Source organism: Labrenzia sp. THAF35 (assembly GCF_009363595.1).
Taxonomy (GTDB): Bacteria; Pseudomonadota; Alphaproteobacteria; order Rhizobiales; family Stappiaceae; genus Roseibium; species Roseibium algicola.
Genome location: NZ_CP045380.1, coordinates 4,165,790 through 4,190,367 on the forward strand (window position 1 = coordinate 4,165,790; position 24,578 = coordinate 4,190,367).

The window sequence follows — 24,578 nt, forward strand, 5'->3', positions numbered from 1 at the left end:
CGGCGCGCCCATCTGGGGTGCCGTGATCTGGCCTTCAGGACCTTCCGGTTCGGAGCCGTTTTCCAGTGTTTTGGCTGCCTTTTACCGAGTGGGGCCGGGACACGCTGAGAAAGGAAAAAAAATGAGCGACGCAGAAATTCGCGCCACAGATCAGGACAGCACGTCTGTCTACCCCGTCTTGCCCCTGCGCGACATCGTTGTCTTCCCGCATATGATCGTGCCGCTGTTTGTCGGCCGCGAGAAGTCAATCAAGGCGCTCGAAGAGGTGATGACCACCGACAAGCACATTCTTCTGGCAACACAGATGAATGCAGCTGACGACGATCCCAAGCCTGACCAGATCTACAATGTCGGCACGCTCGCGACCGTGCTGCAGCTTCTCAAGCTGCCCGACAATACGGTCAAGGTTCTGGTGGAAGGCGGTGCCCGTGCACAGATCGGCGAATACACCGACCGTGCCGACTATTTCGAGGCCTCCGCAACGGTTCTGCCGGAGCGTGATGGCGAGAACATCGAAGTGGAAGCACTTGCGCGCTCGGTCGTGTCCGAGTTCGAGAACTACGTGAAACTGAACAAGAAGGTTTCGCCGGAAGTTCTGGGCGCGATCAACCAGATCGACGATTATTCCAAGCTCGCCGACACGGTTGCTTCCCATCTTGCGATCAAGATTCCGGAAAAGCAGGAAATCCTTGGCGTCGTTTCCGTCGCCGAGCGGCTTGAGCGCGTCCTGGGCATGATGGAGAGCGAAATCTCCGTCCTGCAGGTGGAAAAGCGCATCCGTTCCCGCGTCAAGCGGCAGATGGAGAAGACCCAGCGCGAGTACTATCTGAATGAGCAGATGAAGGCCATTCAGAAGGAGCTTGGCGACAGCGAGGACGGCCGCGACGAGGTCGCCGAACTCGAAGACAAGATCAAGAAGACGAAGCTGACCAAGGAAGCACGCGAGCGCGCTGCAGCCGAAATCAAGAAGCTGAAACAGATGAGCCCGATGTCCGCGGAAGCGACCGTCGTGCGGAACTATCTGGATTGGCTGATCGGCATTCCGTGGAACAAGAAGTCCAAGGTCAAGCACGACCTGGCCTTCTCCGAAAAGGTTCTCGACACCGACCATTATGGCCTTGAAAAGGTCAAGGAACGGATCGTGGAGTATCTGGCGGTCCAGAGCCGGGCCAACAAGTTGCGTGGTCCGATCCTGTGTCTCGTTGGTCCTCCAGGCGTCGGCAAGACTTCGCTCGGCAAGTCGATTGCGAAGGCGACCGGCCGTGAATTCGTACGCATGTCGCTCGGCGGTGTGCGGGACGAAGCGGAAATCCGTGGTCACCGCCGTACCTACATCGGCTCGATGCCCGGCAAGGTCATCCAGTCAATGAAGAAGGCCAAGAAGTCCAATCCGCTGTTCCTGCTCGATGAAATCGACAAGATGGGCATGGACTTCCGCGGCGACCCGTCATCGGCTCTGCTGGAAGTGCTGGATCCGGAACAGAACTCGTCCTTCATGGACCACTATCTGGAGGTCGAATACGACCTTTCGGATGTGATGTTCGTGACCACGGCGAACACGCTGAACATTCCGGGCCCGCTGATGGACCGTATGGAAGTGATCCGCATCGCCGGTTACACGGAAGAGGAAAAGGTGGAAATCTGCCGCCGTCACCTCATCCCGAAAGCCGAGAAGGATCATGGCCTGCGCGAAGGTGAGTTCACCATCGAGGATGAAGCGCTTCACTTCATCGTGCGCCGCTACACCCGCGAAGCCGGTGTGCGTAACCTTGAACGTGAAATGGCAACCCTGGCCCGTAAAGCGGTCAAGGACATCCTGATGAGCGACAAGGAAAGCATCACGGTGACCAGCGAGGTCGTCGAGAAATACCTTGGTGTGCCGCGGTATCGCTACGGCGAAGCCGAACTGGAAGACCAGGTCGGTGTGGTTACCGGCCTTGCCTGGACCGAAGTCGGTGGTGAGCTTCTCACCATCGAAGGCGTGATGATGCCCGGCAAGGGCAAGATGACCGTCACCGGCAACCTGAAGGACGTGATGAAGGAATCGATTTCTGCGGCGGCATCTTATGTCCGCTCGCGTGCGATTGATTACGGCATTGAACCGCCGACCTTCGAAAAGAAGGACATTCACGTTCACGTTCCGGAAGGGGCTACCCCGAAGGATGGTCCGTCCGCAGGTATCGCGATGGCTACGGCCGTGATCTCGACCATGACCGGCATTCCGGTTCGCCGGGATGTTGCCATGACCGGTGAAATCACCCTGCGTGGTCGCATCCTGCCGATCGGTGGTCTGAAGGAGAAGTTGCTTGCTGCCCTTCGTGGCGGAATCAAGCTGGTTATGATCCCGGAAGACAACGCCAAGGATCTGGCGGATATCCCGGACTCGGTCAAGAACTCGCTTGAGATCATCCCGGTTTCGGGCATGGAAGAAGTGCTGAAAAACGCTCTTGTTCGCTTGCCGGAGGCCATCGAATGGGATGAGTCAGCTCACGAAGCTGCAACCAAGGCGCGAGAAAAGGACGACGACACCTCCGGTGTTCTTGCCCACTAATCGCGACATTGCAGCGCACAAATTGGAAAGCCCCGGGAAAACCGGGGCTTTTCTTTTGAATAATCGGTCAAAATGGCTGTTTTCTGCGAAAAAACCACTTGCGTTTCAGTTCAATTCAACCGAATTTCGCGCAACGGCGCTGACAGGAATCGTCGGCACTCTGCCGTTTCTTAGAAAGGTATCTGCTATGAATAAGAACGATCTGATCGCAGCTGTTGCAGAAAAGACCGGCCTCACCAAGGCGCAGGCAGGCGAAGCAGTTGACGCAACTTTCGAAGCTGTCACCTCTACGCTGAAGAGCGGCGACGAAGTCCGCATCATCGGCTTTGGTAACTTCACCGTTTCCGAACGTGCAGCAACCGAAGGCCGTAACCCGCGGACTGGCGAAACGATCCAGATCCCGGCTTCTAAGACGCCGAAGTTCAAGGCCGGCAAAGGCCTGAAGGACGCCGTGAACGCCTAATAGCGCTCACGAGCGATTTCTTCGCTCAACCCCGTATCCGGAAACGGATGCGGGGTTTTTCCTTGCCTGTTTTCTATTTTTGATTGAGCTCTGGCGAATTGCCATTGCCACATTATATTGCGTTTGTCGTGAGGTGATGCCAATTGCTCGACAGGAGTTGGAATGTCACTGCAAGCCTTGATCCGCAGGCGCCAACGCGCGCTATTTGATGCCTGGGTCCGTGACCCCCTGGTGCAGGTTCAGGTGGAACACCCTGAGGCACTTGGACGCCTCGTGTTCCTCGATGATTTCGACGAGGACGTCCAGACCGGAAAAGCCGGTAGAAGCAGCCTGAAGAACGTAGCCATCGTGCAGAAACCCGGAAACGCGGACGAAAATGCCAGCGTATGGGTGAGGGCGGGGTATTCGTCCTATCAGAAAGCCTGGCTGCGCTTTGTCGAGCAAGTCTACGGCATCAAGGCCGCGCCGTCGGATCTTGCCGGGTACAATATCGACCACCTGCTCAACAAGGCACGTAGTCCCAATAAAGCCGGGTTCATTCGCATCGAAGCCATCAACGATGCCGTCAATCAGGCGTGGGGCGGTTTGTTCGAGCGAGCAGCCAGCAATCCAGAATTCAGTGCCAATCAGAATCGCCTTCGCCGGACGATGTCCTGGATCATCGCCGCCAAACTCATGGATCAGCCGCCACCAAGAGGACCGAACGACCAGCAGGGGATTGCCCGTCTGGTGCAGTTCTTCAATCAGAACGGACTTGCCGCGGACAACCCGCAGCGCGGGCTCACCGACATGCTCCAGTTCGCCTACAAGTTCCAATAGACTTAGCGGGCACTTGCGATCACGTCGCGTGCGGCGCGCTGGCCGGAAAGCCAGGCGCCGTGAACTGTTGCCGGATAGTCCTGAGCGGTGGCTTCTCCCGCAAAGAAGACCCTTCCATTGAGGTCGGCAGCCAGTGCCTTTCTTGCTCGCGGCTCCACCCCGACAGGCAGGAACGAGTAGGATCCTCGCGTTCGTTCGTTTTGCTGCCAGGCGGAACTTATGCTGGCGTCAGGCGGCGGTATGTCGCGGCCGAACATGGTCTGAAGCGCTTCGAAGGCCGCCTGTCTGCGGTTCTCTTCACCAAGTTTCTCAAGGTTCTGAGCAAATTCGCCGACGTTCAGCGCACATAGAATCGGTTTTCCGGTCACGGGCGAAAGATTCGGCCAGTAGGCAAAAGTGTCAGGCTTGCCGGATATGCGGCCGAAGTTGTGGACAGTTTCATCCCAGAAGGCTTCCGGGAACGAGAGATAGATTTTATCAAGCACGCCCATGCGCAGGGAACTGACGGCGTTGCGCTTGTTGTCAGGAAGACCAGGTGAAAAGACGATGTCGCCAGCCTTCAGGACACCCAGAGACACTGCGCAGATTGCAAAATCGGCCTCCAGTACACCGTTCTCAGTTCTTACCGAAACGCCCCTTTGGGAATGGTCGATTTGGGTCACGACGGTTTCGGTCTGGATGGTCAATCCCTCCGCCACCCCCAATGCAATCTTGTCATAGCCCTGCGGAAGCACGGCGTCGGGTCCCTTAAAGGCACCGCCTTCTTCAACGGCTGCAAGCGAAAGGTCGCTCACTGGGGCTGCAAATTCCTGCTCCAGCAGAATATGCGCCATGAAGCCGCGTTCAGCGTCAGTGAGGCTCGACAGGGCCCGTTGCCGGCGTATCTTTTCAATGGCATTGGCTGCCGTTATCCGGGTGAGGGAGGTTTCAGTGTCGTCCAGAAAATCTTCCAGGGCGTTCGCGAAAGTCTCGAAGCGTTTGACTGCTCTGCCACCGTTGCCGGTCAGGTCGAAGACCTCCTCGTTGTCGTAGTCCCACTCGAACATCGGCTGTGCGAAGCGCTGCGCGAGCGCAGTGATGGGGTTGGACCGTGTTCCATGGATCCAGCTTGCTCCAAGGTCGAGAGGTGCACCCAACGATCTGTCCGTATGCAGACGGCCGCCAATCCGGTTACCAGCCTCAAGCACGGTTACGGAGAAGCCTGTGTCTGCAAGTGTTCTTGCGGCCGCCAGACCGGCGATGCCGGCACCAACAACAACCACTCTCTGTCCGGCCACGGGTTGTGATGAGCTTTTTCTGGTCAACAGCGGCAGGCCGGTGAGGGCAGCCAGAATTCCAGTCAGAAACAACCGGCGGGATGTCACCATGGGTGCGGCTTTCTCAAGCTTTTGAAGCGGTCAGTTTGCAGGTTTTCGGAGCCGTCATCCACAGGCATTATCATTGAAACGGAAATCTGAGATTTTGCTCTTGCCAAGCAGCAAACGAGCCCCTAAAAGGCGTCTCACCTCGTTGAGGGCGATTAGCTCAGTTGGTAGAGCGCTTCGTTTACACCGAAGATGTCGGGAGTTCGAGTCTCTCATCGCCCACCATTCCCCTTATGAAATCCGTCACTTGTAACCAGGGTGCCTGCGCATCAGGGTGTTTTCTGCTGTTTGCTGCCGCTCTCACATTGCCAGGCAGTTCGCTGTTTCGGAAATTCGCACATTTACAGTCATTTCGCTTTGCCGCCGTTGCTGGGCATACCGGTGGCGGGTTGATTTCGTTTGGCCTTCGAATGGTGAGTTTTCTTTTTCCTTTTTGTCCGATAAACTTCTGCGGCTAAATAAAAAACTCGTTTAAAGGTAGCTACTTGGCAAGATGGGAATCCTAGTTTTCATCAAGATGTTCGGGGCAGTCATGCTGCTCCTTTACGCGGTTCGCATGGTTCGGACAGGCTTTGAAAGGGCGGCCGGGCCAACGTTGAGACGCGCCATCGGCAAAGCGTCCTCCGGACCGGTTGCCGGCGCCTTGTCTGGGACTGCGGTTGCCATTTTGCTGCAAAGTGCGACGGCGGTTGCGATCCTGGCGGCGGGATTTGCGACATCCGGCTTCATTTCCACAGCTGCCGGACTGGCGGTTCTGCTGGGCGCCGATCTCGGGTCGGCGCTTGTCGTGCAGTTTCTGGTGTTCGATCTCAGCTGGCTGGTGCCGTTGCTTCTGGGCGGAGGTGCATGGCTGTTCCTGAAGCTCGACGCTCGATCCGCGAAACAGATCGGACGCATTCTTCTGGGAATCGCTTTCATCCTGATTGCGCTGCAAATGATCGGCGAAGCGACGACGCCGTTGAAGGAAGCGCGGTTCATGCCGCAGTTTGCCGGCTTCCTTGCGCAGGACACACCGACGGCGATGGCGGTTGGGGCGCTTCTGGCGTTTCTGGTGCATTCCAGCGTGGCGGCCGTGCTGATGATCGCAGCCCTGGTGCAAAAGACCGGCCTGCCGCACGAGGCTGCGATTCCACTCGTTCTGGGGGCGAACATTGGCGCCGGCATCGTCGCGCTCTGGCTGACACGCGGAATGGATCGCAAGGCCAAGCTTCTGCCGCTTGGCAATTTTCTCTTCAGGTCTACCGGCGCAGTGCTGGTCATGCTGGCGCTAAAATTCCAAGATCTGCCTCTGGCTTCAATCAGCAATGACCCGGCTCAGCAGATCGTTGCCGTTCATGTGCTTTTCAATCTCCTGCTTGTTCTCGTCTGCCTGCCACTGACAAGACCGGTTGCCTGGCTGGTTGAACGCCTGGTGCCGGACAGAGAGGAACAAGAAGAGGCAGACCGGCTGACACCGCAAAGCGCGCTGGACAAGCAACTGGTCGGCAACCCCAGGCTTGCCCTGGCCAGTGCAACGCGCGAACTCCTGCGTATGGGGGAACTGGTCGAGGTGATGGCAAGACCGGTTCTCATGATGCTGGAGAAGGGCAGTGAGCCGGAAATCAGGCGCTTGCAGCAGTTGGATAAGCAGGTCAATGCGATCCATTCCTCGGTGAAACTCTACATCGCGGAGGTGAATCGTGGAGAGCTGACCGGCGAACAGGCTGAGCGCAGCATGGAACTGGTGGGGTTCGCGGTCAATCTGGAGCGCGCTGGAGACCTTGTGGCAAAGAACCTTCTCGAACTTGCCCTGGAGTTGCAGAAGAACAAGATCAGCTTTTCGCAGGAGGGGCTGAAGGAGCTCACCTGGATGCACGACCGTGTTCTGGCGAACATGGAGCTTGCCCTCAATGTGCTCGTTTCGGCGGATGTCGCATCTGCGCGTGAGTTGATTGCAGAAAAGGACAAGATGCGCACCCTGGAACGCGAAAGTCATAACCGGCATCTGGAGCGGCTGAAATCGAAAACGCTTCAGAGCATGGAATCGAGCAACGCCCATCTGGAAGTCATGCGCAGCCTCAAGGAAATCAATTCGCTGTTCGCAGCTGCTGCGGTACCTATTCTTGCCAGAGAAGGCCTGTTGCGCGATACGCGGCTGGTGCCGGCTGAATAAAACACGGCTGAAGAACGAGAATCTGCGTGGCTCAGGTCGTATTTATGAGCTGGCGAATGTGTTTGAGGCTAAGCTCATCGGAAAACAGTCCGTGGCAACGCGGATAATTCCGTTACGAAACAGGAAGTTATCCACATTGATCGGCAAGGCGGCTCTGGGGAAAACCTGCGATTGGGCGCTTCTTTGTCAAAAAACGGCAATTCGGACGGAATAGGGTGCTTGACTTCCAAAACCAGCCGCCGTACATCAGCGCCACTTCAGGGCGACAACGCGTTGCCTGACGAAGCGGGTGTAGCTCAGTTGGTTAGAGTGCCGGCCTGTCACGCCGGAGGTCGCGGGTTCGAGCCCCGTCACTCGCGCCACTTCCCATAGAAGTGCTTTGGTACTTTCGGGAATTGGCGCATATACCGTGAATGTGCGGGTGTAGCTCAGTTGGTTAGAGTGCCGGCCTGTCACGCCGGAGGTCGCGGGTTCGAGCCCCGTCACTCGCGCCACTCACGGTACCTCTTGTTTTCCCAGACTCTTCAATCGAAAACATCAAGCCTCGCGCAAAGCGAGCGCTTTGCCGCGCAGACAGGCAACCCCTTGGCATTGTCGCCAAGATGGCTATCATGCGCTCAAGGCAGGGGCGACGCAGTCCATTTAAATTTCAGCTCTTTTGGTGTTTGTCTGGCGTTTGCTTCGATTCTGCGAGGGGGGGGGGAAACGAACGCAGGTGCGGCATATTTCCTGAAGGGTTGTGCAAAGTTTTTACCTTCCTGCAAACTGGCTGAAATTAAGGATTTGTCGGGGGTAGGTGCGAAACAGGTGCAAACATGGCAAGAGTTTGACCGCATGTGGGTCTTGCGTTGCACCAAGTCGTAAGCTAAGCGTGCGCTCGCATGTTGGTTTCATAACGCCGACGGGCACAGCGTGACCTGCCGGTATAATGAAGGCAACGGGGCGCGCAGCCCTGGCACCGGATCGCCTCCCGATCCGCCTCCATATGCAAGGACGCGAAAGACATGGAAGAACTCTTGCGGGAATATGTCCCGATCGTCGTGTTCATCGGCATTGCGCTGGTGATCGGCCTTGCGCTGCTGATTTCGCCTTTCATCCTGGCCTACAAGAATCCGGATCCGGAAAAGCTGTCGGCCTATGAGTGCGGCTTCAACGCTTTCGACGATGCACGCATGAAATTTGACGTGCGCTTTTATCTGGTCTCGATCCTCTTCATCATCTTCGACCTGGAAGTCGCGTTCCTGTTCCCCTGGGCAACCGTGTTCGGTGACCTGGGTTGGTACGGCTTCTGGTCCATGATGGTCTTCCTCGGTGTCCTGACCGTCGGCTTCATCTACGAATGGAAAAAGGGAGCGCTGGAATGGGATTGACCACGACCGAGCCGCTCGTTGCACCGCAGCCGCAAGGTATTATCGACCCGAATACGGGCAAGCCTGTCGGCGCGGATGACGCATTCTTCCTGGAAGTCAATAACGAGCTGGCCGACAAGGGCTTTCTCGTAACCTCCACCGACAACCTCATCCAGTGGGCTCGTACCGGCTCGCTGATGTGGATGACCTTCGGCCTGGCCTGCTGCGCCGTTGAAATGATGCAGATGTCGATGCCGCGCTATGACGCCGAGCGTTTCGGTTTCGCGCCGCGCGCTTCACCGCGCCAGTCGGACGTGATGATCGTTGCCGGCACGCTGACGAACAAAATGGCGCCTGCGCTGCGCAAGGTCTACGACCAGATGCCTGAGCCGCGGTACGTCATTTCCATGGGGTCCTGTGCCAATGGTGGCGGCTACTACCACTATTCCTATTCTGTGGTGCGCGGTTGCGACCGCGTTGTGCCGGTCGATATCTACGTTCCAGGCTGTCCTCCGACAGCCGAGGCGCTGCTCTACGGCGTGTTGATGCTTCAAAAGAAGATCCGCCGCACGGGCACTATCGAAAGATAAGGATCTGCCGCCGAAGAGGCGGCGGATTTTTGAGGGAGTGGGCGCCTGGCGCCCGTTCAACTGACTCTCCGGGTCGCGTCCAGCGGGGCGCAACAAAGACCCGGCAAACTGGATCGATCGGCAGTCGGCACTCAATCGGAACCGGTTGAACGCTGCAGATCTACGAGTGAGGTCGAACACGATGGACGAGACGTTGAAGGAACTCGCTGAGCATATCGAGCTCGGTCTGGGTGAGTCCCTTGTGTCCTGGAAGGTCGAATACGGTGAGCTGACGCTGACCGTAAACGCGACCGACATTCTCGATGCGATCCGCTTTCTGCGCGACAACAGCTCGTGCAAGTTCGTCAATCTGACGGATATTTGCGGTGTGGATTACCCTTCGCGCGAGAAGCGCTTTGACGTTGTCTACCACTTCCTGTCTCCCGTTCAGAACCAGCGCGTTCGTGTGAAGGTCGCAACCGATGAAAATACGCCGGTTGCTTCTCTGACCCCGCTGTTTCCAGGTGCTGAATGGTTCGAGCGTGAAGCCTACGACATGTACGGCATTCTGTTCTCCGGCCATCCGGACCTGCGCCGCATCCTGACCGACTACGGTTTTGACGGATATCCGCTGCGCAAGGACTTCCCGGTTACGGGCTTTGTCGAAGTTCGTTATGACGACGAGAAGAAACGCGTTGTCTACGAACCGGTACGCCTGAACCAGGAAATGCGCTCCTTCGACTTCCTCTCGCCCTGGGAAGGCACGGACTACGTGCTGCCCGGTGACGAGAAGGCAACGACCAACTGAAGGGCGGGGCAATGGGTATTAGCGTCTGGCAAATACTTATAATGCTGATCTGGGTGATAGTGTTTGTCGTTCCCTTTTGGCGCATCTTTCCTCGTGCGGGATGGCCAGCAGCTCTTAGCTTGCTGATGTTAGTGCCGCTGTTGAATCTAGTGTTGCTTTGGGTCTTGGCCTTTAAACGTTGGCCGGGAGACGTATGAAAATGGTTGAACGGCTTTCAGGTGGGTGTCTTTGCGGCGAGGTGCGGTTTGCCGCAACGCCGGTAGACGGCGAAATGGGAGTCTGCCACTGCGCCATGTGCCGCCGCTGGACCGGTGGTACCTATATGGCTGTCAGCTGCGGATCGATGGACAGTCTGGATGTTCAAGGCAACGATGCCCTCGGCGTCTACAAGTCATCCGACTACGGCGAGCGGGTTTTCTGCAGCAAGTGCGGTTCCTCGCTGATGTGGCGCATGGCCGACGGCTCGCACGTGAGCGTTTCCGCGCAAGCCTTTGACGATCCGTCCGTTTTCAAATTCACGTCCGAAATTTTCGTTGACGAACAGCCGGCAAACTACGCTTTCGCTAATGAAACCCGCAGAATGACCGGTCCCGAAGTCATCGCCTATTTCACGCAAAAAATGCAGGAACCTCAAAATGGCTGAGGCTCAGGTTCGTAACTTCAACATCAACTTCGGTCCGCAGCACCCGGCGGCGCACGGCGTGCTGCGCCTCGTGCTTGAGCTCGACGGCGAAGTGGTAACGCGTGTGGATCCGCACATCGGCTTGCTGCACCGTGGAACCGAAAAGCTGATCGAGCAGAAGACTTATCTGCAGGCTGTGCCTTACTTCGACCGCCTCGACTACGTGGCGCCGATGAACCAGGAACACGCTTTTGCGCTTGCAGTCGAACGTATGCTTGGTGTGGAAGTGCCCAAGCGCGGCCAGCTGATCCGTGTCCTTTATTCGGAAATCGGTCGTCTGCTGTCGCATCTTCTGAACGTGACGACGCAGGCCATGGACGTGGGCGCGCTGACACCGCCGCTCTGGGGCTTCGAGCCCCGTGAAGAGCTGATGGTGTTCTACGAGCGTGCTTGCGGTGCCCGCATGCACGCAGCTTACGTTCGTCCGGGCGGTGTTCACCAGGATCTGTCTCGTGACCTGCTCGACGACATCTGGGACTTCTGTGATCCGTTCCTGCAGACGCTTGACGATATCGAAGGTCTCCTGACCGACAACCGTATCTTCAAGCAGCGCAACGTGGATATCGGCGTTGTCGACCTTGACGATGCCTGGGCCTGGGGCTTCTCCGGCGTGATGGTTCGTGGATCCGGTGCACCTTGGGATCTGCGCAAGTCGCAGCCTTACGAATGCTATTCCGAACTTGATTTCGATATTCCGATCGGCAAGAACGGCGACTGTTACGACCGCTACCTGATCCGAATGGAAGAAATGCGCCAGTCAGTCCGGATCATGAAGCAGTGCCTGGAAAAGCTGACGGTTGAAACCGGTCCGGTCTCGTCCATCGACGGCAAGATCGTGCCGCCGAAGCGCGGTGAAATGAAGCGTTCGATGGAAGCGCTCATCCACCACTTCAAGCTCTACACCGAAGGCTATCACGTCCCGGCTGGTGAAGTGTACGCAGCCGTTGAAGCACCCAAGGGTGAGTTCGGTGTCTATCTGGTCGCGGACGGTACCAACAAGCCGTACCGTTGCAAGATCAAGGCGCCTGGCTACAGCCACCTTCAGGCCATGGACTTCCTGTGCCGCGGGCACATGCTTGCCGACGTTTCGGCAGTGCTGGGGTCTCTGGACATCGTGTTCGGTGAGGTCGACCGCTGATGCGGACGGCACACAACCAATTTTCGACCCTGGCAGCCGCCCGTCCGGCTCCGGTCATTTTGACAGAACGGGGATAACACCATGGCAGTTCGCCGACTTGCCGCGGAACAACCAGAAAGCTTCGCGTTCACCGAGAAGAACCTCGACTGGGCAAAGAAGCTGATCGACCGTTATCCGGCAGGCCGTCAGGCCTCCGCGGTCATTCCGCTTTTGTGGCGTGCGCAGGAACAGAACGAAGGTTGGGTGAGTGAGCCGGCAATCCGCTATATCGCGGACCTGCTCGACATGCCGAAGATCCGCGTTCTGGAAGTGGCGACGTTCTACACCATGTTCCAGTTGCAGCCGGTCGGCAAGAAGGCCCATATTCAGGTTTGTGGCACGACGCCGTGTCAGCTGCGCGGGTCGGAAGACCTGATCAAGATCTGCAAGAGCCGCATTGCCAAGCACATGCACGAGATTTCCGAGGATGGCATGTTCTCCTGGGAAGAAGTCGAGTGTCTTGGCGCCTGTGTGAATGCGCCGATGGTGCAGATCTTCAAGGATACCTATGAAGACCTCACGGAAGACAGCTTCAACCAGCTGATCGACGATATCGCCGCCGGCAAGGAAGTAACGCCGGGCCCGCAGAACGGTCGCCGTTTTGCTATGGCCGAAGGCGGTCAGACGTCGCTCACTGAAATCGATGACAACACGAAGGGTGAGTTGCCGGTTCCCCACCTGGTCGACGGTTCGGAAAAGGCGTCTCATGCTTTTGCCGGCGCACCGATCAATGCAGGTGGCAACGACTATGACGGCGTGCCGACCCCTGCAGAAGATGCTGTTGCCAAGGTAAAGGCGGCGCATGCAGCCAAATCGGCCAAGGCAAGTGAAGCGCCAGCGGCAGCTGCGCCCAAGAAAGCTGAGGCAAAGGCTGAACCGGCCAAGAAAGCCAAGGCCGAAAAAGCAGCTACGCCTGCAGCGCGCAGTCAGAACAAGGGCAAGCCCGATTCCGACGACCGTGCCGAAGTTGAAGTTGCCCGCACAGCAGACACCAGCGGAAGCACCGACAGTCAGGAAAAAGAACCTGAACTTCTGAAGGAAGCGCGCGGCGGCAAGCCGGACGACCTGAAGAAGCTGAAGGGGGTCGGTCCGAAACTGGAAGCGACACTCAACGAACTCGGGTTTTTCCACTTCGATCAAGTCGCCTCATGGGGACAGCAGGAAGTTGCCTGGGTCGACAGCCGCCTGAAGTTCAAGGGCCGTATCGAACGTGATGGCTGGATTGAGCAGGCCAAGGTTCTGGCATCCGGCGGTGAAACAGATTTTTCCAAGCGCGTGGAAGCCGGTGAAGTGGCCTCCTCCAAGAGCGAAGACTAGGGGGAAGAGATGCTGAAGGATCAGGATCGGATCTTCACCAATATCTACGGTCTCCACGACTGGGGCCTGGAAGGCGCCAAGAAGCGCGGACAGTGGGACAATACCAAGGGCCTTATCGACAAGGGGCGCGACTGGATCATTCAGGAAATGAAGGATTCAGGTCTGCGTGGCCGCGGCGGTGCCGGTTTCCCGACCGGCCTGAAATGGTCGTTCATGCCCAAGGAATCCGATGGCCGTCCGGCATATCTCGTCGTCAACGCCGACGAATCCGAGCCGGGCACCTGCAAGGACCGCGAGATCCTGCGCCATGACCCGCACACGCTGGTCGAGGGGTGTCTTGTCGCCGGTTATGCCATGGGTGCCATTGCTGCCTACATCTATGTTCGCGGTGAATTCATCCGCGAGCGCGAGCGTTTGCAAGCTGCGATCGACCAGGCTTATGACGCCGGTCTGATCGGCAAGAACAACAAGAACGGCTACGACTTCGACATTTATGTCCATCATGGTGCCGGCGCTTACATCTGCGGCGAGGAAACCGCGCTGCTGGAAAGCTTGGAAGGCAAGAAGGGCCAGCCGCGTCTGAAGCCGCCGTTCCCGGCAAACGTCGGCCTTTACGGGTGCCCGACCACGGTGAACAACGTTGAATCGATCGCAGTTGCTCCGACCATCCTGCGCCGCGGTGCTGCGTGGTTCTCGGCGCTCGGCCGTCCGAACAACACCGGCACCAAGCTTTTCTGTGTTTCCGGCCACGTCAACAAGCCCTCGACCTTCGAGGAAGAGCTGGGCATTCCGTTTGCCGAGATGATCGACAAGCATTGCGGCGGTATTCGCGGTGGCTGGGACAACCTTCTCGCGGTTATTCCAGGTGGTTCGTCTGTTCCGTGCCTCACGGCAGAGCAGATCAAGGACGCGCCGATGGACTTCGACACGCTGCGCGGTCTTGGCTCCGGCCTGGGGACTGCAGCCGTGATCGTGATGGACAAGTCGACGGATATCATCAAGGCCATTGCCCGCTTGTCCTACTTCTACAAGCACGAAAGCTGCGGCCAGTGCACACCGTGCCGCGAAGGCACGGGCTGGATGTGGCGTGTGATGGAACGAATGGTCAAGGGCGAGTCCTCCTATGAGGAAATCGACATGCTGTTCAAGGTGACCAAGCAGGTCGAAGGCCACACGATTTGTGCACTCGGGGACGCGGCCGCCTGGCCGATCCAGGGTTTGATCAAGAATTTCCGGCCTGTTATCGAGCAACGCATCGATGACTATGTCGCCAAGTCGAAGTCTTCTTCGACCATGGTGGCGGCTGAGTAAGCGGAACGGGATTTGGAGAGCAACGGATGACGAAGCTCATCATCGACGGCAAGGAAGTGGATGTCCCGGCGGACTACACGCTGCTTCAGGCCTGTGAAGAGGCGGGCGCCGAGGTTCCGCGGTTTTGTTACCACGACCGGCTGTCTATCGCCGGCAACTGCCGCATGTGCCTGGTGGAAGTGAAGGGCGGACCGCCCAAGCCGACGGCCTCGTGTGCCATGGGCGTGAAGGACCTTCGTCCGGGCCCGAACGGCGAGCCGCCGGTGGTCGAGACCAAGTCCGAGATGGTCAAGAAGGCCCGCGAAGGCGTGATGGAGTTCCTGCTCATCAACCACCCGCTGGATTGCCCGATCTGCGACCAGGGCGGCGAGTGTGATCTGCAGGACCAGGCGATGGCCTATGGCGTCGACGGTTCCAGGTTCCACGAGAACAAGCGCGCCGTCGAGAACAAGGAAATTGGTCCGCTGATCAAGACGATCATGACCCGCTGCATTCACTGCACGCGTTGTGTGCGTTTCACCACGGAAGTGTGTGGTGTCACCGACATGGGTCTGGTCGGTCGTGGCGAAGATGCGGAAATCACCACCTATCTCGAAGCGGCCCTGTCGTCGGAAATGCAGGGCAACGTGGCAGATCTTTGCCCGGTTGGTGCCTTGACCCACAAGCCTTACGAATTCCACGCCCGTCCGTGGGAACTGACCAAGACCGAAAGCATCGACGTGATGGACGCGGTCGGTTCTGCGATCCGTGTCGACACGCGCGGCAAGGAAGTCATGCGGGTGATGCCGCGGCTCAACGAAGAGGTCAACGAGGAGTGGATTTCCGACAAGTCCCGTTACATCTGGGACGGTCTGAAGACCCAGCGCCTCGACCGGCCTTACGCCAAGAAGGACGGCAAGCTGCAGCCCGTTTCCTGGGGTGAAGCGTTCCAGATCATCTCCGAAAAGGTAAAAGGCGCGAGCGCCGACAAAATCGGTGCTCTGGCTGGACAGATGGCAGGCGTTGAGGACATGTTCGCGCTGAAGGCGCTGATGGACAAACTCGGCGTTGCCAACATCGACAGCCGTTTCCCGGGGTCTCCGCTGCATCCGAAGAACGGCCGCGCAAGCTATCTCTTCAACAGCACGATCCAAGGCATTGAAGATGCTGACGCGATCATGCTGATCGGCACAAATCCGCGTCAGGAAGCTCCGGTTCTGAACGCTCGCATCCGCAAGCGTTGGGTCCAAGGCGACGTGACCATTGGTCTGATTGGTGAAAATGCCGATCTGACCTATCCGGTAACTTATCTGGGTGCCGGTCCGGACAGCCTGAAGGAATTCGTGAACCACGCTCCGGCAAAGGCCGAACGCCCGATGTTCATCATCGGCCAGGGCGCGCTGAACCGTCCGGATGGGGCTGAAGTGCTCGCGACGCTTGCAGCAGCCGCCAAGGCGCTTGGTGTCGTCAAGGACGGCTGGAACGGTTTCAACATCCTGCACACCGAAGCGTCCCAGGTTGGTGCTCTCGATCTCGGTTTCGTACCGGGCGAGGGCGGCAAGGACACAGGCTCCATGCTGGAGCCGGGTGCACTTGACGTGCTGTTCCTGCTGGGTGTCGACGAAGTTGAAGTTCCGGAAGGCGCTTTTGTTGTCTACCAGGGAACGCATGGTGATCGCGGCGCGCACCGCGCCGACGTTATCCTGCCAGGCGCTGCGTATACGGAGAAATCCGCGATCTACGTCAACACCGAAGGTCGCGTCCAGATGGCCGACCGGGCTGCGTTCCCTCCGGGAGATGCCCGCGAAGACTGGGCGATCCTTCGCGCATTGTCCGCGGTGCTTGGCCAGACGCTTGAGTTCAACTCTCTTGCCGAATTGCGCTCAAAGTTGTTCGAAGCTGTTCCGCACATGACGGGCATCGATGCGATCGAGGCAGGTGATGCTGGCGATATCGCCAAGCTTGGCAACGCCAAGGCCAAGATGGATAGCGCAGGCTTCGCCAACGTGATCCGCGACTTTTACCTGACCAACCCGATCGCTCGCGCGTCCAAGACGATGGCCGAGTGCTCGGCGCTCGCCAAGACGCGAGCGGCAGAAGCAGCAGAATAAGGGGTAGGGGACCGATATGGCTGAGTTCATGACGACCTACGGTTGGCCGTTCCTCTGGATGGCATTCCAGAGCATTCTGCTGATGGTCGTGCTTCTGGTGATTGTCGCCTACGTGCTTTACGCGGATCGCAAGATCTGGGCTGCCGTGCAAATTCGCCGCGGCCCGAACGTAGTTGGTCCCTGGGGCTTGCTGCAAAGTTTCGCCGATCTATTGAAGTTCGTTCTGAAAGAACCGGTGATCCCGTCTGGATCCAACAAGGTTCTGTTCCTGCTGGCTCCTCTGGTATCCGTGCTTCTGGCGCTGGCGGCCTGGGCCGTTATTCCGGTTGCCGACGGCTGGGTGATTGCCAACATCAATCTCGGTGTGCTCTTCGTCTTCGCAGTGTCGTCGCTGGAAGTGTACGGTGTGATTATCGGTGGTTGGGCTTCCAACTCCAAGTACCCGTTCCTGTCGGCGTTGCGCTCCGCCGCTCAGATGGTCTCCTATGAGGTTTCCATTGGCTTCGTCATCGTGACAGTGTTGCTGTGTGCCGGCACCTTGAACCTGACCGGTATCGTGCAGGCACAGGAAACCGGCCTTGCCAACATGCTGGGTGTGCCGTGGCTGTCGTTCCTGAACTGGTACTGGCTGCCGCTGTTCCCGATGTTCGTGGTCTTCTTCATCTCGGCACTGGCTGAAACCAACCGTCCGCCGTTCGATCTTGCGGAAGCGGAATCGGAACTGGTTGCTGGCTTCATGGTGGAATACGGCTCAACCCCGTACATGATGTTCATGCTCGGTGAATATGTCGCCATCTGCCTGATGTGCGCGCTTATGAGCATCTTCTTCATGGGGGGATGGCTGCCGCCGTTCGATTTTGCACCGTTCACCTGGGTGCCGGGCATCGTCTGGTTCCTGCTGAAGTGTTTCCTTGGCTTCTTCATGTTCGCCATGGTGAAGGCAATGGTTCCGCGTTACCGCTATGACCAACTGATGCGCCTGGGCTGGAAAGTGTTCCTGCCGCTGTCGCTGGCCATGGTCGTGGTCGTCGCCGCAGTCCTGATGATCATGGGCTGGGCACCGGGCGCAGCGTGACTATCTCGCTCGCCGGTGCAATCGGTGCCGCCGTCGGTCTTTATGTCGGCTGGCTCGATTGGAAGATCCTGAAGGGAATGCTTCAGGCGGCGGAGACGAAGAACAGACAAGCTGGCGGCGACGGTGGTGTCGCGGCCAGACACAAGGCGCTCCTGGGCGCACTGGTTTTTGGAGTTCCGGTGTTCGGTTTCCCGATCATCGGCTATTGGGCTGCCAGTCAACTGGCTGGTTGAGGAAAGAGAGGCTAAAAGCGATGGGACTTAGTCAAGCCGTCAAATCGCTGTTTCTGCAGGAGTTCGTGTCTGCCTTCGTTCTGGCGATGCGTTACTTCTTCAAGCCGAAACCAACGGTCAATTATCCGTTCGAGAAGGGCCCGGTGAGCCCGCGTTTCCGGGGTGAGCATGCCCTGCGCCGTTATCCGAACGGCGAAGAACGCTGCATTGCCTGCAAGCTGTGCGAAGCTATCTGCCCGGCACAGGCAATCACCATCGAGGCCGGACCGCGGCGCAACGACGGCACGCGCCGTACCACGCGCTACGACATCGACATGGTCAAATGCATCTATTGCGGCTTCTGTCAGGAAGCTTGCCCTGTGGATGCAATTGTCGAAGGCCCCAATTTCGAATTCGCCACGGAAACCCGCGAAGAGCTTTACTACGACAAGGAAAAGCTGCTTGCGAACGGCGACCGTTGGGAACGCGAAATTGCCCGTAACATTGAAATGGATGCTCCTTACCGTTAGGAGCATACCCAACAATGGTTTCCAGCCCGGCAATCCGTCCGGGCACCGCACTTCCGGCCGCAAGGCCACACGACAGGCAGGTCTTCGAAATGATCCTGAAAGCCCTCTTTTTCTACCTGTTTGCCGGCGTCACCCTGGCGTCAGCATTCATGGTGATCGCGTCGCGCAATCCGGTGACGTCGGTACTGTTCCTGATCCTGGCGTTTGTGAATTCCGCTGGTCTTTTCATTCTGCTGGGCGCCGAATACCTGGCCCTGCTGCTGGTGGTCGTCTATGTCGGCGCGGTGGCGGTGCTGTTCCTGTTCGTCGTCATGATGCTTGATGTGGACTTCGTCGAACTGCGACAGGGCTTCCTGCAGTATTTGCCGGTCGGCGCGCTGGTCGGCGTGATCCTGATGGTCGAGCTGCTGATGGGTCTGGGTGCCTGGATCATTGCACCGGGTGTTCTCGGGCATGGCGCAGAGCCGATGCCGGCACTTAGCGACGTGAGCAACATCCAGGCGATCGGGTCTGTGCTCTACACCAAGTACATCTACTTCTTCCAGGTCGCTGGCCTGGTTCTTCTGGTGGCCATGATCGGGGCAATCGTCCTGACCCTGCGCCACAAGCCGAATGTCAAACGTCAAAGCATTCCGGACCAGGTTGCGCGAAACCGCGAAGCCTCAGTTGAGGTCCGCAAGGTGGAAACGGGCAAGGGTATCTGACGCAACCTGGTTGCGTTTTCGAGAAAGTCCGGGAACCGGCACGCTCCTCCGTGCTGTTTCCGGTTGGGGTAAACGAGGGGAGCACGGCGAGGCGCCCATGGAAATCGGTCTGTCGCACTATCTGTCGGTCGCGGCGATCCTGTTCACGATCGGGATCTTCGGGATCTTCCTGAACAGGAAAAACGTGATTGTTATCTTGATGTCTATCGAACTGCTGCTGCTGTCGGTGAACATCAACTTTGTCGCCTTTTCGTCGTTCCTCGGCGACATGATGGGCCAGATCTTCACCATGCTGGTTCTCACCGTGGCTGCCGCAGAGGCCGCCATCGGCCTTGCGATCCTGGTGGTCTTCCACCGGAACCGCGGCTCCATCGCCGTGGAAGACGTCAACGTGATGAAAGGGTAGGAGCTGATGTATTCCGCAATCCTGTTCCTGCCGCTGATCGGCTTCCTGATCGCCGGTCTTTTCGGCCGCGCCATCGGCGCCAAGGCCAGTGAGTATATTACCAGTGGTCTCCTGATCCTCGCTGCGCTGCTGTCCTGGATCACTTTCTTCGGGTTCTGGCTCGGCGGCTCGGAAATGCAGATCGTCGATCTGTTCCGCTGGATCGATACCGGTGATCTGAAGGTGTCCTGGTCCATCAGGGTCGACACGCTGACCGCCGTGATGCTGATCGTCGTGACCACTGTGTCCGCGCTCGTGCATGTCTATTCCATCGGGTACATGCACCATGACCCGCATCGGCCGCGTTTCTTCGCCTATCTGTCGCTTTTCACCTTCGCGATGCTGTCGCTGGTGACGGCAGACAACCTTCTGCAGATGTTCTTCGGCTGGGAAGGTGTGGGCCTTGCCTCCTATCTTCTGATCGGCTTCTGGTATCAGAAACCGTCCGCAAATGCGGCCGCCATCAAGGCATTCGTCGTCAACCGCGTTGGTGACTTCGGATTTGCGCTCGGCATCTTCGGCGTCTTCTATCTGTTCCAGAGCATCGAGTTCACCACCATCTTCAACGACGCGCCGTCCTTCATCCAGGAGCACGGCGAGGTGATGACTTTCCTCGGCTACCATCTTGATCCGCATGCAGCGATAACGGTTGTCTGCCTGCTGCTGTTCATGGGGGCAATGGGCAAGTCGGCGCAGTTCCTGCTGCACACCTGGTTGCCGGACGCTATGGAAGGCCCGACACCCGTGTCCGCGCTTATCCATGCCGCGACGATGGTGACCGCCGGTGTCTTCATGGTGGCACGTCTGTCACCGCTGATGGAACTTTCGCACACCGCGCTGACGGTCATCGTGTTCTTTGGTGCAACGACGGCCTTCTTCGCCGCAACTGTCGGTCTGGTGCAGAACGACATCAAGCGCGTGATCGCCTATTCGACCTGTTCGCAGCTCGGCTACATGTTCGTTGCACTTGGCGTCGGCGCCTATTCGATCGGTATCTTCCACCTGTTTACCCACGCCTTCTTCAAGGCGCTGCTGTTCCTATGCGCCGGTTCGGTGATCCACGCCGTTTCCGACGAGCAGGACATGCGCAAGATGGGTGGTCTTCGGAAGCATATTCCGATTACCTACTGGACGATGATGATCGGAACGCTGGCCCTGACGGGTGTGGGCATTCCATTCACCCATATCGGTTTCGCCGGCTTCATTTCCAAGGATGCGATCATCGAGGCAGCCTTTGCGGGCTCCGTGGGTGAACACGCCAATCCGATGGCTCTCTACGGCTTCTGGATGACCGTTATCGCTGCTGCGCTGACGTCGTTCTATTCCTGGCGCCTGACGTTCATGACCTTCCACGGCAAGCCGCGTGCGCCTGTCGATGTGATGAAACACGTACATGAATCTCCTTTGGTGATGACCGTGCCGCTGTTCATCCTGTCCATCGGCGCTGTGCTGGCGGGCATGGTCTTCTACGGTTCGTTCTACGGCGAAGGTTATGCAGAGTTCTGGAAGGGCGCACTGTTCAACAGTGAAACCAACCACATCCTGCATGCCATGCACGAAGTGCCTGGATGGGTGAAGGTGTCTCCGTTCGTCATGATGGTGCTCGGTTTCCTGGTTGCCTACCAGTTCTACATCCGCTCTCCGGAAATGCCGAAGCAGCTGGCGGAGCGCCATTCCGGCCTCTATCAGTTCCTGCTCAACAAGTGGTACTTCGACGAGCTTTATAACTTCATCTTTATCCGTCCTGCCATGTGGCTCGGCCGGGTCCTCTGGAAGAAGGGCGATGGCACCGTGATCGACGGGTATGGCCCGAACGGTGTTGCTTCCCGTGTTCAGAATGTGACCGCCTGGGTTGTCCGCCTGCAGACCGGATATCTCTATCACTATGCATTTGCGATGCTGATCGGTGTGGCTGCGCTTATCACCTGGTCGATGTTCACCGGTGCAGGCACCGGCGGGGGTGCACACTAATGATTGACTGGCCAATTCTGTCACTCACGACGTTCTTGCCGCTGCTGGGCGTGCTCTTCATTCTCCTGGTTCCGGGGAATGACGAGGGCAGCAAGAAGAACATCCGGATGGTCGCTCTTGTGACCACCTCGGTGACCTTCCTTCTGTCGCTGTTCATCTGGGGCAATTTCGACTACGCCAATTCCGGCTTCCAGTTCGTGGAACACCGGGAATGGCTTGGAAGCAACATCAGCTACCGCATGGGCGTTGACGGTATTTCCGTCCTCTTCGTGATCCTTACGACCTTCCTGATGCCGTTCTGCATCCTGGCCTCCTGGGACAGCGTGCAGAAGCGGGTAAAGGAATACATGATTGCCTTCCTCGTTCTGGAAACGCTGATGATCGGCGTCTTCTGCGCGCTGGACCTGGTCGTGTTCTACGTGTTCTTCGAAGCTGGCCTCATTCCGATGTTCCTGATCATCGGTGTGTGGGGCGGTGCACGCAGGGTCTATGCATCCTACAAGTTCTTCCTGTACACGCTGCTCGGCTCGGTGCTGATGCTGATCGCGATCATGGCGATGTACTGGAACGCAGGCACCACCAACATTGAAGCGCTCCTGGCGCATCAGTTCCCGGGCGGGATGCAAACATGGCTGTGGCTGGCCTTCTTCGCGAGCTTTGCTGTGAAGATGCCAATGTGGCCTGTGCATACCTGGTTGCCGGACGCACACGTGGAAGCACCGACCGCCGGTTCCGTCATTCTGGCGGGTGTGCTCCTGAAGCTCGGCGGCTACGGCTTCCTGCGCTTCTCCCTGCCGATGTTCCCGCTTGCCTCCGACATGTTCGCACCCTTCGTGTTCACATTGTCTGTGGTTGCGATCATCTACACGTCGCTGGTGGCGCTTGCTCAGGAAGACATCAAGAAGCTGATCGCCTATTCATCGGTCGCACACATGGGCTACGTGACCATGGGCATCTTCACGATGACGGAGCAGGGTGTGCAGGGCGGTATCTTCCAGATGCTTTCCCACGGCATTGTCTCCGGTGCGCTTTTCCTTTGTGTCGGCGTTATCTACGATCGGATGCATACCCGCGAGATCGCTGCCTATGGCGGTCTGGTCAACCGGATGCCGAAGTATGCGGTTGCGTTCCTGATTTTCACCATGGCCAACGTCGGCCTGCCAGGTACCTCCGGGTTCGTTGGGGAAATCCTGACGCTGATGGGGGCATTCCAGGTCAATTCGTGGGTGGCGTTCTTTGCTACCACCGGTGTGATCCTGTCAGCTGCCTACGCGCTCTATCTCTATCGCCGCGTCGTCTTCGGCGCGCTGGAGAAGGAAAGCCTCAAGTCGATCCTCGACCTGAACCTCAGGGAAAAGGTTATCCTGATCCCCATGATCATCCTGACGATCTTCTTCGGCTTCTATCCGATGGCGATCCTGGATGTGACCCAGGGTGCGGTCGACAATCTCATCAATCAATACACCGCGGCGCTCGACGCGGCTGGCGTTGTCCAGCACGCAGCGTCTGCCGCGGCGGCCCACTAGGTTTCGAGGACGAGACAGAGCTATGTCTGAATTGACCCTATTGCCAGATCTCAAGCCGGTTCTGCCGGAGATCATCCTGGCCCTCGGAGCCATGGTGCTGCTGATGATCGGCGCCTTCGGCGGCAAGCGCGTCAGCTACGCCGTCTTCGGTGGAGCAATGGGCCTGCTCGGCGGTACCTTCCTGGTGCTTCTGTTCGTGCCGGCCTTTGGTGAAACGTTCGGCGGTTCGTTCGTTCTGGACGATTTCGCCTACTTGCTCAAACTCCTGGTGCTGGCAGGTTCGTTCTTTGCCATCGCCATGTCCTGGGCCTACGCCAAGAGCCAGTCCTTCGACCATTTCGAGTATCCGATCCTGATCGTTCTTGCGACACTCGGCATGATGCTGATGCTGTCGGCGAATGACATGATCGCACTTTATCTCGGCCTGGAACTGCAGAGCCTTTCGCTCTACGTCGTTGCCGCCATCAACCGGGACAGCGTGCGCTCGACCGAAGCCGGCCTGAAGTACTTCGTGCTGGGCGCGCTGTCGTCGGGCATGCTGCTCTATGGCATGTCGCTGGTTTACGGCTTCACCGGGCAGGTGGCCTTCGAGGGTATCGCGGAATCGCTGTCCCACGATGGCGCTTCCATCGGACTGGTGATCGGCCTGACCTTCATTCTTGCCGGTCTTGCCTTCAAGATTTCCGCGGTTCCGTTCCACATGTGGACGCCGGATGTCTATGAAGGGGCGCCAACCCCGGTTACCGCATTCCTCGCCGCTGCTCCGAAAGTTGCCGCTATGGGCATGCTGGTCCGGATCGTGATCGAGGCCTTCCAGCCGGTTACAAACGACTGGCAGCAGATCATCGTGTTCGTGTCGATCGCATCGATGGCACTCGGAGCCTTCGCGGCTATCGGTCAGCACAACCTGAAACGACTGATGGCCTATTCGTCCATCGGTCACATGGGCTACGCGCTGGTCGGTCTTGCTGCCGGCACCCAGACAGGTGTCGAAGGCGTCATTTTCTACATGATCGCCTACATGGGCATGACGCTTGGTGTCTTCGCCTGCATCCTGTCCATGCGCCGCAAGGATGGCATGGTCGAGGAGATCGGCGATCTGGCCGGGCTGTCCCAGACAAACCTGCCGATGGCAATCCTGCTGGGTCTGCTGATGTTCTCGCTCGCCGGTATTCCGCCGCTGGTTGGTTTCTTCGGCAAGTGGTACGTGTTCAGCGCGGCCGTCGAGGCTGGTCTCTTCCCGCTGGCCGTGATCGGCGTGGTCGCGTCGGTGGTAGGTGCCTATTACTACCTGCGGATCGTAAAGGTCATGTTCTTCGACGAACCTGTTGAGGGTTTCGAGGCCATGCCGATGGAGCTGCGCGTGGTACTGGGCCTGTCGAGTGTTTTCGTGATCTTCTTCTGGCTGGCACCGGGACAGATCGTCAGCGCGGCCAGCTCTGCTGCCCAGTCGCTGTTCTGAT

The 24,578-nt window shown here is 58.1% G+C and carries 21 protein-coding genes and 3 tRNA genes; 23 read left to right on the forward strand and 1 reads right to left on the reverse strand.

The genetic code is table 11. The features are described 5' to 3' along the window. Nucleotides 1-121: 121 nt before the first annotated feature. The 3 genes from lon to FIU93_RS19090 all read left to right on the forward strand — a co-directional run bounded on the left by lon (nucleotide 122) and on the right by FIU93_RS19090 (nucleotide 3,833). Nucleotides 122-2,551 carry an endopeptidase La gene (gene lon, locus FIU93_RS19080; protein ID WP_031268409.1) on the forward strand — a complete coding sequence of 810 codons (2,430 nt, stop codon included), beginning with the start codon at nucleotides 122-124 and terminating at the stop codon, nucleotides 2,549-2,551. Nucleotides 2,552-2,738: 187 nt separating this feature from the next. Continuing rightward, the gene (locus FIU93_RS19085; protein WP_031268410.1) at nucleotides 2,739-3,014 is read left to right on the forward strand and encodes an HU family DNA-binding protein; all 276 of its coding nucleotides are present in this window, start codon (nucleotides 2,739-2,741) and stop codon (nucleotides 3,012-3,014) included. Nucleotides 3,015-3,176: 162 nt separating this feature from the next. Further along, on the forward strand, nucleotides 3,177-3,833 hold the full coding sequence (locus FIU93_RS19090) for a hypothetical protein (RefSeq protein WP_055654532.1): 657 nt from the start codon (nucleotides 3,177-3,179) through the stop codon (nucleotides 3,831-3,833). Between the two features lie 2 nt (nucleotides 3,834-3,835). Here the strand turns inward: FIU93_RS19090 and FIU93_RS19095 are convergent, their stop codons facing one another. Then, on the reverse strand, nucleotides 3,836-5,200 hold the full coding sequence (locus FIU93_RS19095) for an FAD-dependent oxidoreductase (protein WP_152506455.1): 1,365 nt from the start codon (nucleotides 5,198-5,200) through the stop codon (nucleotides 3,836-3,838). Nucleotides 5,201-5,346: 146 nt separating this feature from the next. Here FIU93_RS19095 and FIU93_RS19100 point away from each other — a divergent pair. The 20 genes from FIU93_RS19100 to nuoN all read left to right on the forward strand — a co-directional run bounded on the left by FIU93_RS19100 (nucleotide 5,347) and on the right by nuoN (nucleotide 24,577). Further along, nucleotides 5,347-5,422, forward strand: a tRNA-Val gene (locus FIU93_RS19100). A 268-nt stretch (nucleotides 5,423-5,690) separates the two neighbouring features. Continuing rightward, on the forward strand, nucleotides 5,691-7,349 hold the full coding sequence (locus FIU93_RS19105; protein ID WP_062488654.1) for a Na/Pi cotransporter family protein: 1,659 nt from the start codon (nucleotides 5,691-5,693) through the stop codon (nucleotides 7,347-7,349). A gap of 285 nt (nucleotides 7,350-7,634) precedes the next feature. After that, nucleotides 7,635-7,711 (forward strand) — tRNA-Asp (locus FIU93_RS19110). A 55-nt stretch (nucleotides 7,712-7,766) separates the two neighbouring features. Next, nucleotides 7,767-7,843, forward strand: a tRNA-Asp gene (locus FIU93_RS19115). Nucleotides 7,844-8,353: 510 nt separating this feature from the next. Next, the gene (locus FIU93_RS19120) at nucleotides 8,354-8,719 is read left to right on the forward strand and encodes an NADH-quinone oxidoreductase subunit A (protein ID WP_006934719.1); all 366 of its coding nucleotides are present in this window, start codon (nucleotides 8,354-8,356) and stop codon (nucleotides 8,717-8,719) included. After that, nucleotides 8,710-9,288 (forward strand): NADH-quinone oxidoreductase subunit B, encoded by a 579-nt coding sequence (locus tag FIU93_RS19125; RefSeq protein ID WP_006934718.1) that lies wholly within the window; start codon nucleotides 8,710-8,712, stop codon nucleotides 9,286-9,288. The genes FIU93_RS19120 and FIU93_RS19125 overlap by 10 nt, the downstream gene beginning before the upstream one ends. Nucleotides 9,289-9,469: 181 nt before the next feature. Further along, nucleotides 9,470-10,075, forward strand: coding sequence for an NADH-quinone oxidoreductase subunit C (locus tag FIU93_RS19130; RefSeq protein WP_022998427.1), 606 nt, complete (start codon nucleotides 9,470-9,472; stop codon nucleotides 10,073-10,075). Between the two features lie 199 nt (nucleotides 10,076-10,274). Then, nucleotides 10,275-10,718 carry a GFA family protein gene (locus FIU93_RS19140; protein ID WP_075282144.1) on the forward strand — a complete coding sequence of 148 codons (444 nt, stop codon included), beginning with the start codon at nucleotides 10,275-10,277 and terminating at the stop codon, nucleotides 10,716-10,718. Continuing rightward, nucleotides 10,711-11,895, forward strand: coding sequence for an NADH-quinone oxidoreductase subunit D (locus FIU93_RS19145; protein ID WP_022998429.1), 1,185 nt, complete (start codon nucleotides 10,711-10,713; stop codon nucleotides 11,893-11,895). Before FIU93_RS19140 ends, FIU93_RS19145 begins: the two co-directional genes overlap by 8 nt. Before the next feature lie 81 nt (nucleotides 11,896-11,976). Beyond that, entirely contained in the window at nucleotides 11,977-13,251 is a 1,275-nt protein-coding gene (locus FIU93_RS19150) for an NADH-quinone oxidoreductase subunit E (protein WP_152506456.1), read from the forward strand. A gap of 9 nt (nucleotides 13,252-13,260) precedes the next feature. Next, nucleotides 13,261-14,562: an NADH-quinone oxidoreductase subunit NuoF gene (gene nuoF, locus FIU93_RS19155; protein ID WP_022998431.1), complete on the forward strand. Its 1,302-nt coding sequence runs from the start codon at nucleotides 13,261-13,263 to the stop codon at nucleotides 14,560-14,562. Between the two features lie 26 nt (nucleotides 14,563-14,588). Continuing rightward, the gene (nuoG, locus tag FIU93_RS19160) at nucleotides 14,589-16,652 is read left to right on the forward strand and encodes an NADH-quinone oxidoreductase subunit NuoG (RefSeq protein WP_152506457.1); all 2,064 of its coding nucleotides are present in this window, start codon (nucleotides 14,589-14,591) and stop codon (nucleotides 16,650-16,652) included. Nucleotides 16,653-16,668: 16 nt separating this feature from the next. After that, nucleotides 16,669-17,727: an NADH-quinone oxidoreductase subunit NuoH gene (nuoH, locus tag FIU93_RS19165; RefSeq protein ID WP_031268412.1), complete on the forward strand. Its 1,059-nt coding sequence runs from the start codon at nucleotides 16,669-16,671 to the stop codon at nucleotides 17,725-17,727. Beyond that, entirely contained in the window at nucleotides 17,724-17,960 is a 237-nt protein-coding gene (locus FIU93_RS19170; RefSeq protein WP_006934710.1) for a hypothetical protein, read from the forward strand. Before nuoH ends, FIU93_RS19170 begins: the two co-directional genes overlap by 4 nt. A 20-nt stretch (nucleotides 17,961-17,980) precedes the next feature. Then, a complete protein-coding gene (gene nuoI / locus FIU93_RS19175; protein WP_006934709.1) occupies nucleotides 17,981-18,469 on the forward strand; it encodes an NADH-quinone oxidoreductase subunit NuoI in 489 nt (162 codons plus the stop codon). A gap of 89 nt (nucleotides 18,470-18,558) precedes the next feature. Then, nucleotides 18,559-19,173 (forward strand): NADH-quinone oxidoreductase subunit J, encoded by a 615-nt coding sequence (locus FIU93_RS19180; RefSeq protein ID WP_031268414.1) that lies wholly within the window; start codon nucleotides 18,559-18,561, stop codon nucleotides 19,171-19,173. Between the two features lie 97 nt (nucleotides 19,174-19,270). Then, entirely contained in the window at nucleotides 19,271-19,579 is a 309-nt protein-coding gene (gene nuoK, locus FIU93_RS19185; RefSeq protein ID WP_006934707.1) for an NADH-quinone oxidoreductase subunit NuoK, read from the forward strand. A 6-nt stretch (nucleotides 19,580-19,585) separates the two neighbouring features. Continuing rightward, nucleotides 19,586-21,589, forward strand: a complete 2,004-nt coding sequence (gene nuoL, locus FIU93_RS19190) for an NADH-quinone oxidoreductase subunit L (protein ID WP_152506458.1) — start codon at nucleotides 19,586-19,588, stop codon at nucleotides 21,587-21,589. Next, nucleotides 21,589-23,115 carry an NADH-quinone oxidoreductase subunit M gene (locus tag FIU93_RS19195; protein WP_022998436.1) on the forward strand — a complete coding sequence of 509 codons (1,527 nt, stop codon included), beginning with the start codon at nucleotides 21,589-21,591 and terminating at the stop codon, nucleotides 23,113-23,115. Before nuoL ends, FIU93_RS19195 begins: the two co-directional genes overlap by 1 nt. 22 nt (nucleotides 23,116-23,137) lie before the next feature. Further along, nucleotides 23,138-24,577: an NADH-quinone oxidoreductase subunit NuoN gene (gene nuoN, locus FIU93_RS19200; RefSeq protein ID WP_022998437.1), complete on the forward strand. Its 1,440-nt coding sequence runs from the start codon at nucleotides 23,138-23,140 to the stop codon at nucleotides 24,575-24,577. The last annotated feature ends 1 nt before the right edge of the window (nucleotide 24,578 follow it).

Coding starts and splice junctions, on each gene's coding strand:
- nuoL (WP_152506458.1), top strand. CDS start 19,586: ATGTATTCCGCAATCCTGTTCCTGCCGCTGATCGGCTTCCTGATCGCC.
- nuoF (WP_022998431.1), top strand. CDS start 13,261: ATGCTGAAGGATCAGGATCGGATCTTCACCAATATCTACGGTCTCCAC.
- nuoI (WP_006934709.1), top strand. CDS start 17,981: ATGGGACTTAGTCAAGCCGTCAAATCGCTGTTTCTGCAGGAGTTCGTG.
- FIU93_RS19090 (WP_055654532.1), top strand. CDS start 3,177: ATGTCACTGCAAGCCTTGATCCGCAGGCGCCAACGCGCGCTATTTGAT.
- lon (WP_031268409.1), top strand. CDS start 122: ATGAGCGACGCAGAAATTCGCGCCACAGATCAGGACAGCACGTCTGTC.
- FIU93_RS19195 (WP_022998436.1), top strand. CDS start 21,589: ATGATTGACTGGCCAATTCTGTCACTCACGACGTTCTTGCCGCTGCTG.
- nuoK (WP_006934707.1), top strand. CDS start 19,271: ATGGAAATCGGTCTGTCGCACTATCTGTCGGTCGCGGCGATCCTGTTC.
- FIU93_RS19145 (WP_022998429.1), top strand. CDS start 10,711: ATGGCTGAGGCTCAGGTTCGTAACTTCAACATCAACTTCGGTCCGCAG.
- FIU93_RS19130 (WP_022998427.1), top strand. CDS start 9,470: ATGGACGAGACGTTGAAGGAACTCGCTGAGCATATCGAGCTCGGTCTG.
- nuoN (WP_022998437.1), top strand. CDS start 23,138: ATGTCTGAATTGACCCTATTGCCAGATCTCAAGCCGGTTCTGCCGGAG.
- FIU93_RS19180 (WP_031268414.1), top strand. CDS start 18,559: ATGATCCTGAAAGCCCTCTTTTTCTACCTGTTTGCCGGCGTCACCCTG.
- nuoH (WP_031268412.1), top strand. CDS start 16,669: ATGGCTGAGTTCATGACGACCTACGGTTGGCCGTTCCTCTGGATGGCA.
- FIU93_RS19140 (WP_075282144.1), top strand. CDS start 10,275: ATGGTTGAACGGCTTTCAGGTGGGTGTCTTTGCGGCGAGGTGCGGTTT.
- FIU93_RS19085 (WP_031268410.1), top strand. CDS start 2,739: ATGAATAAGAACGATCTGATCGCAGCTGTTGCAGAAAAGACCGGCCTC.
- FIU93_RS19120 (WP_006934719.1), top strand. CDS start 8,354: ATGGAAGAACTCTTGCGGGAATATGTCCCGATCGTCGTGTTCATCGGC.
- FIU93_RS19095 (WP_152506455.1), bottom strand. CDS start 5,200: ATGGTGACATCCCGCCGGTTGTTTCTGACTGGAATTCTGGCTGCCCTC.
- FIU93_RS19105 (WP_062488654.1), top strand. CDS start 5,691: ATGGGAATCCTAGTTTTCATCAAGATGTTCGGGGCAGTCATGCTGCTC.
- nuoG (WP_152506457.1), top strand. CDS start 14,589: ATGACGAAGCTCATCATCGACGGCAAGGAAGTGGATGTCCCGGCGGAC.
- FIU93_RS19150 (WP_152506456.1), top strand. CDS start 11,977: ATGGCAGTTCGCCGACTTGCCGCGGAACAACCAGAAAGCTTCGCGTTC.
- FIU93_RS19125 (WP_006934718.1), top strand. CDS start 8,710: ATGGGATTGACCACGACCGAGCCGCTCGTTGCACCGCAGCCGCAAGGT.